Origin of the sequence: Arthrobacter sp. PsM3, from assembly GCF_030433895.1 — a bacterium.
In the GTDB taxonomy this organism is placed as follows: Bacteria; Actinomycetota; Actinomycetes; order Actinomycetales; family Micrococcaceae; genus Arthrobacter.
The window spans coordinates 140,706-146,789 of the sequence record NZ_JARUXE010000008.1 but is presented as its reverse complement, the minus strand read 5'-3'; the positions used below and the strand labels follow the sequence as shown (position 1 = coordinate 146,789).

Annotated in this window: 3 protein-coding genes; 2 read left to right on the top strand and 1 reads right to left on the bottom strand. The window is 68.2% G+C overall.

All coding sequences use genetic code 11. From position 1 onward, the window contains the following. The first annotated feature begins 364 nt into the window (after nt 1–364). The gene (locus QCD75_RS06160) at nt 365–1,519 is read left to right on the top strand and encodes an NAD(P)-dependent alcohol dehydrogenase (protein ID WP_301226722.1); all 1,155 of its coding nucleotides are present in this window, start codon (nt 365–367) and stop codon (nt 1,517–1,519) included. Further along, on the top strand, nt 1,516–1,944 hold the full coding sequence (locus QCD75_RS06155) for an HIT family protein (protein WP_301226721.1): 429 nt from the start codon (nt 1,516–1,518) through the stop codon (nt 1,942–1,944). Before QCD75_RS06160 ends, QCD75_RS06155 begins: the two co-directional genes overlap by 4 nt. A 63-nt stretch (nt 1,945–2,007) precedes the next feature. Here the strand turns inward: QCD75_RS06155 and hrpA are convergent, their stop codons facing one another. Next, complete coding sequence (gene hrpA / locus QCD75_RS06150; RefSeq protein ID WP_301226720.1) at nt 2,008–6,066, bottom strand: ATP-dependent RNA helicase HrpA; 4,059 nt, start codon at nt 6,064–6,066, stop codon at nt 2,008–2,010. Nucleotides 6,067–6,084: the final 18 nt, after the last annotated feature.

The following is a 6,084-nucleotide window of genomic DNA, read 5'->3' as shown; positions in this document are numbered from 1 at the left end:
CACACCGGGCTCCTGCTTGCCGTCCATGGAAACACACTATCGGGCACCTGCGACAGTTAAACACTGGTCGATCTGCCGTAGTTAAACCCCGATTGATCCGCCGCATACATCCGCACGAAATTCCGGTCCAGTTTCCGCAGTGGCCCCCGTGAAGCACCGCCGGGACGCAAGCCAAAGCCCGGCACGGCGGCCAGCAACAGCAACGCGGGGTCACCTAGCGCCCATAATCCGCCTCCGGATGGGCCGTATGTGACCCCGCGTTGCTGTGGTGGCGGATGCCGCCAGGGAGCGCAGTGGCCGGGCCCGCACCGGCCGGCCGCCCCCGAATTGGCCTAGCGGCCGCACCCGGGGGTAGCGTCGGATCATGACTCCCGGACGCCCCGTACCGCCGCCCCTCGCCAGGCCGCTTCCCGATCTGACCTCGGACAGCCCGACGCCGGGCCCGCGCATTGCCGCCGCCTACGGTGCGACAGCGAGCGACAGCGGCCTGGTTCCCCTGACGGTGGCACGCCGCGCGCCGAAGGAGGACGACGTCGAGATCGCCATCGAATTCTGCGGCCTTTGCCACTCCGACGTCCACGCCACCCGCGGCGAATGGGGAAACCAGGACTACCCGCTCGTCCCCGGCCACGAAATCGTGGGCCGGGTCAGCCGCGTCGGTTCCGCCGTCGAGGATTTCACCGTCGGCGAGCTGGTCGGCGTCGGCTGCCTGGTCGACTCCTGCCGCGAATGCGACAGCTGCCTCGATGGCCTGGAGCAGTACTGCGAGAACGGCATGACCGGGACCTACGGCTCAAAAGACCGCCGCAACGGCGACGCCACCACGCAGGGCGGCTACGCCAGCTTGATCGTCGTGGACCGCCGCTACGTCCTGCACGTCCCGGAAAGCCTCGACCCCGCCGCGGCCGCGCCGCTGCTCTGCGCCGGCATCACCACATACTCCCCGCTGCGCCACTTCGACGTCGAGGAGGGGGACGTCGTCGGCGTCGTCGGCCTGGGCGGACTGGGCCACATGGCCGTGAAGCTCGCCAAGGCCATGGGCGCCGACGTGAAGGTCTTCACCACCTCGGGGTCCAAGATCGCCGCAGCCCGCGAACTTGGCGCGGACGAGGTCATCCTGTCCCGCGACGAGGCCGCGATGAACGCCGCGAACCGCAGCATCGACGTCATCATCGACACCGTCGCCGCGCCCCACGACCTCAACCCGTACTTCCGCACCCTGCGCGTTGACGGGGCACTCTTCCAGCTCGGCCTGCCCTCTGAGGACATGCCGCCGGTGAACCCCGGGGCGCTGATCCGGCGTCGGATCGCGTACGCCGGGTCAATGATCGGCGGCATCGCCGAGACGCAGGAGATGCTGGACTTCTGCGCTGAGCACGGCGTCACGTCCGAGGTTGAAGTGGTCCGCGCCGACCAGCTCAATGAGGCCTACGACCGCATGGTGGCAGGAGAAGTGAAGTACCGTTTTGTCCTGGACACCAGTACCCTCGGAACACCCTCGGAAAGGGCAGACGCATGAGCACTCTCTTCACCAGGATCATCAACGGCGAGATCCCCGGCCGCTTCGTCTGGCGGGAGGACGACGTCGTGGCGTTCCTGACGGTGGGCCCGCTCGCCGACGGCCACACCCTCGTAGTGCCGACCGAGGAAGTGGACCGCTGGACCGATGCATCCCCCGAGCTGCTGGCCCGCGTGATGCACGTCGCCCAGAAGATCGGCGCCGTCCAGGTCGAGGTGTTCGGCGCTGCACGCGCCGGCCTCATAGTGGCCGGCTACGAGATCAACCACCTGCACGTCCACGTGTGGCCGTCCAACACCATGGCGGACTTCGACTTCGGGTCGGTGGACCAGAACCCCGATCCCGCGCAGTTGGACGCTAACGCCGAGAAGCTCCGCGAAGGTCTCCGGAAAGCTGGACACGCCGCGCACGTTCCGGACGCCTGAGACGGCTCGGCCGTCACCCTTCGCTGACCCCGCTGGCGCGGGTCTGACGGTCCTGACCGGGCGTCAGACCGGCGCCAGCGCCTTGTTAAGCACCGCGCGGATCCGCTTCTCGGAGACCGAATAGGCGGTGCCGAGTTCGACGGCGAAGAGGCTCACCCGGAGCTCCTCGATCATCCAGCGGACCTGGGTTAACTCGGCTCCGGCCCGCCGGCCCGGGAGCAGCGCCGAGACGGCGTCGTCGTAGTCGTCCTCCAGGGCCTGGACCGCAGCCATGTGCTGGGCATCCCGCTGGACGTTGGTGGGGAGTTTCTCCAGGCGCTTCTCGATCGCCGCGAGGTAGCGCGGCAGCTGACTGAGCTGGCTGTAGCCCGTGCGTGCCACAAAACCGGGGAACACCAGTTGCTCCAGTTGGCTCCTGATGTCATTCAGGGCGCTGATCAGGGCCAGGCTTGTGGTGCCCTTGAGCGCCTTCTCGATCCGCCGGGTGCTCGCCAGGATACGCTCCACGACGGCAGTGACGGTGAAGACGGTGTCGATCAGCTCGGCGCGGACCTTCTCGTACAGTGCGTTGAAGGACGCCTCGTCCCACGGCAGCTCGGCGGGGGTGAGCTTGTCGATGGCGGCCAGTGCGCAGTCGGCGATCAGCGCCGTGACGGATCCGTGCGGGTTCTGGCTGAACGTCAGCTTCTCGGTATTGTTCAGGTGCTCCAGGACGTAGCGGTCCGGGGGCGGCACCTTCAGCGCGAGCAGGCGGATGACGCCCCCGCGCATGGCCTGTTCCTGTTCGGAGCTCGTCTGGAAGAGCCGCAGGGCGACGGAACTGCCTTCATCCACAAGCGCAGGGTAGCCGGTGACAGTATGCCCCTTCACCGTGCCCTGGACCTGGCGCTGGACCGTCCCGAAGGACCACGAGGTCAGCCCGGCCTGCTCGGCGAAACCGGCCGAACCGCCGGACGCGCCGGAGAGTGCGGAAGCCGCGGTCCCGGGAGCCGCAACGGCGGCCTGGGCCGCGGACTTGCCGTTGGACCGCCCGCCCGCCGCCGCGCCGGCCCTGCCGTTGGCCTGGGGTGCCGTCGTCGCGGGCGTGGCGCCCAGTGATTCGGCGATCGCGCGCCGGGTGGCCGGTGCCAGCCGTTCCTGCAGCACCCCGAGGTCCTTGCCCTCGTCCAGGACCTTGCCCTGGGAATCCACGACGCGGAAGCTGACCCGCAGGTGCGGCGGAACGGCGTCCCAGTTCCAGGAATGCGGCGGGATGACTTGGCCCCGGATCCGGCGCAGGACCAGTTCCAGTGAGGCTTCCAGCTCGTCCGTAGCCGGATCGAAGTCCGCCTCGAGGGCCGCGACGGCCTGCCGGGCAACGTCCGGGGCCGGCACGAAGTTCTTGCGCACCTGCTTGGGCAGCGACTTGATCAGGGCAGTGACGAGCTCCACGCGCTGGCCCGGAATCAGCCAGCGGAACGCCGCGTCGTCGAGCTGGTTCAGGAACAGCACGGGCACCTCGGCGGTGACGCCGTCGGACGGGTTGGGCGGCGACCCGGGGGCCACGGGGTGGAACTCGTAGCTCAGCGGCAGCTCAAAGCCCTTGTGCAGCAGGGTCTTCGGGTAGGCCGAGTCGTCCAGGGCATCGGCGTCTTCGCTGATCAGCAGCGCCTGGTCGAAGTCGAGCAGCGCGGGGTCCTGCTGCCGCGCCTCCTTCCACCACTTGTCGAAGTGCCGCTCGGACACGACCTCCTTGCCGAGCCTGGCGTCATAGAACTCGAAGAGCGTCTCGTCGTCCACCAGGATGTCGCGGCGCCGCATCCGCGCCTCGAGCTCCTCGACTTCAAGGAGCAGCGCCCGGTTGCGGTGGAAGAACTTGTGGTGGGTCTGCCAGTCGCCCTCGACCAGGGCGTGACGGATGAACAGCTCCCGGCAGAGCTCCGGGTCCACTTTGCCGTAGTTGATCCGGCGGCTCGGAATGATGGGCACGCCGTACAGCGTGACCTTTTCGTGGGCCATCACCGAGCCCATCTTCTTGGACCAGTGCGGTTCGCTGTAGCTGCGCTTGACCAGGTCCGGCGCCACCTGCTCGACCCAGAGCGGATCGAATTTCGCTGCCACCCGGGCCCACAGCCGGCTCGTCTCCACGAGCTCCGCGGCCATGACAAAGGTGGGGGACTTCTTGAACAGGGCCGAGCCCGGGAAGATCGCGAAGCGGCTGCCGCGGGCGCCGGCATACTCGCGCTTGCGCTCATCGAGGATGCCGACGTGGCTCAGCAGGCCCGAGAGCAGGCTGATATGGATCCCCTCGTGGTTGCCGACCGGATCGGCCAGGCGCTTGTTGTCCAGGCTGATGCCGAGCGGCCGGGCCAGCTGGCGCAGCTGCGCGAAGAGGTCCTGCCACTCGCGGACACGCAGGTAATTGATGAACTCGGCACGGCAGAGCCGGCGGAAAGCTGTGGAGGAGAGCTCCTGCTGCTTCTCCTGGAGGTAGTTCCAGAGGTTCAGGAAGCCGGTGAAGTCCGAGTTCTCGTCCCGGAAGCGGGCGTGTTTCTCCGCCGCGAGCTGCTGCTTGTCAGTCGGGCGCTCGCGCGGGTCCTGGATGGTGAGCGCCGCGGCGAGGATCATGACCTCGCGGACGCAGCCGCGCTTGCCGGATTCAACGATCATCCGGCCGAGCCGCGGGTCCACGGGCAGCTGGGCGAGCTGCTGGCCGACGGCGGTCAGCCCGCCGCCGTCTCTTCCGGCTGCTCCGCCGGCAGGCCGGCGTCCGGTGCGGCCGTCGCCGTCGCCCGTCTGCTCCGGTGGACGCGCGGCACTCAAGGCACCCAGCTCGCGGAGCAGGGCGACGCCGTCGTTGATGGCACGGGAGTCCGGCGGCTCGACAAACGGGAAGTTCTCCACATCCTTCGGGCCCCGGGCCACTCCCATCGCGGTCATCTGCAGGATGACCGCGGCGAGGTTGGTGCGCAGGATCTCGGGATCGGTGAACGGCGGCCGGGACTCGTAATCCTCCGCCGAGTACAGCCGGATCGCGATGCCGTCGGAGACGCGGCCGCAGCGGCCCGAACGCTGGTTCGCGGAGGCCTGGGAGACGCGCTCGATCGGCAGGCGCTGGACCTTGGTGCGGTGCGAGTAGCGGGAGATGCGCGCGGTGCCGGTGTCAATCACGTACTTAATGCCGGGGACCGTCAGGGAGGTCTCCGCGACGTTGGTGGCGAGCACGATCCTGCGCTTGCTGCCGGGGTGGAAGACCTTGTGCTGTTCCTGCAGGCTCAGCCGGGCGAAGAGCGGGAGCACCTCGGTGCCGGCCAGCTTCCGGTTGGACTGGATCCTGCCGTTGAGGGCCTCGGCGGCGTCGCGGATTTCACGTTCGCCGGAGAAGAAGATCAGGATGTCCCCGGGCGCCTCCTGCGCGAGTTCGTCGACGGCGTCGCAGACGGCGTCGAGGGGATCGCGGTCCTCCTCCAGCTCGTCGTCGGAGGCCGCAATTGCAGCGTCGTCGGTGCTGTCACCGGCGCCCCCGCCGGCCGGCTGGGACAAAGGCCGGTAGCGGATCTCGACCGGATAGGTGCGTCCGGAGACCTCGATGATCGGCGACGGCTTTTCCTCGCTGCCGAAGTGCCTGGCGAAGCGCTGCGGATCGATGGTGGCTGAGGTGATGATGATCTTCAGGTCCGGCCGCTGCGGCAGGATCCGTTTGAGGTAGCCGAGGATGAAGTCGATGTTGAGGCTGCGCTCATGCGCCTCGTCGATGATGATCGCGTTGTACCGGCGCAGCAGCTTGTCGCGCCGGATTTCGGCCAGCAGGATGCCGTCGGTCATGAGCTTGACCTTGGTGTTGCGGCCGACTTCCCCGGTGAAGCGGACCTGGAAGCCGACTTCCTGGCCGATCTCGACGCCGAGTTCCTCCGCGATGCGTTCTGCGACCGTGCGGGCGGCCAGCCGGCGCGGCTGCGTGTGTCCGATCAGTCCGTTCTCGCCGAGGCCGAGTTCCAGGCACATCTTTGGAATCTGGGTCGTCTTACCGGAACCGGTCTCGCCGGCGATGATGGTCACCTGGTTGGCCGCGATGGCGGCCATCAGGTCCTCGCGGCGCTCGGAGACCGGCAGCTCGGCGGGGTAGGAGATATGCAGTGTCATGGCTGCACCCAGTCTACT

What these genes read in the sequence shown, in the direction of transcription:
- QCD75_RS06160 (WP_301226722.1), top strand. Translation starts at nt 365, where the DNA reads ATGACTCCCGGACGCCCCGTACCGCCGCCCCTCGCCAGGCCGCTTCCC.
- QCD75_RS06155 (WP_301226721.1), top strand. Translation starts at nt 1,516, where the DNA reads ATGAGCACTCTCTTCACCAGGATCATCAACGGCGAGATCCCCGGCCGC.
- hrpA (WP_301226720.1), bottom strand. Translation starts at nt 6,066, where the DNA reads ATGACACTGCATATCTCCTACCCCGCCGAGCTGCCGGTCTCCGAGCGC.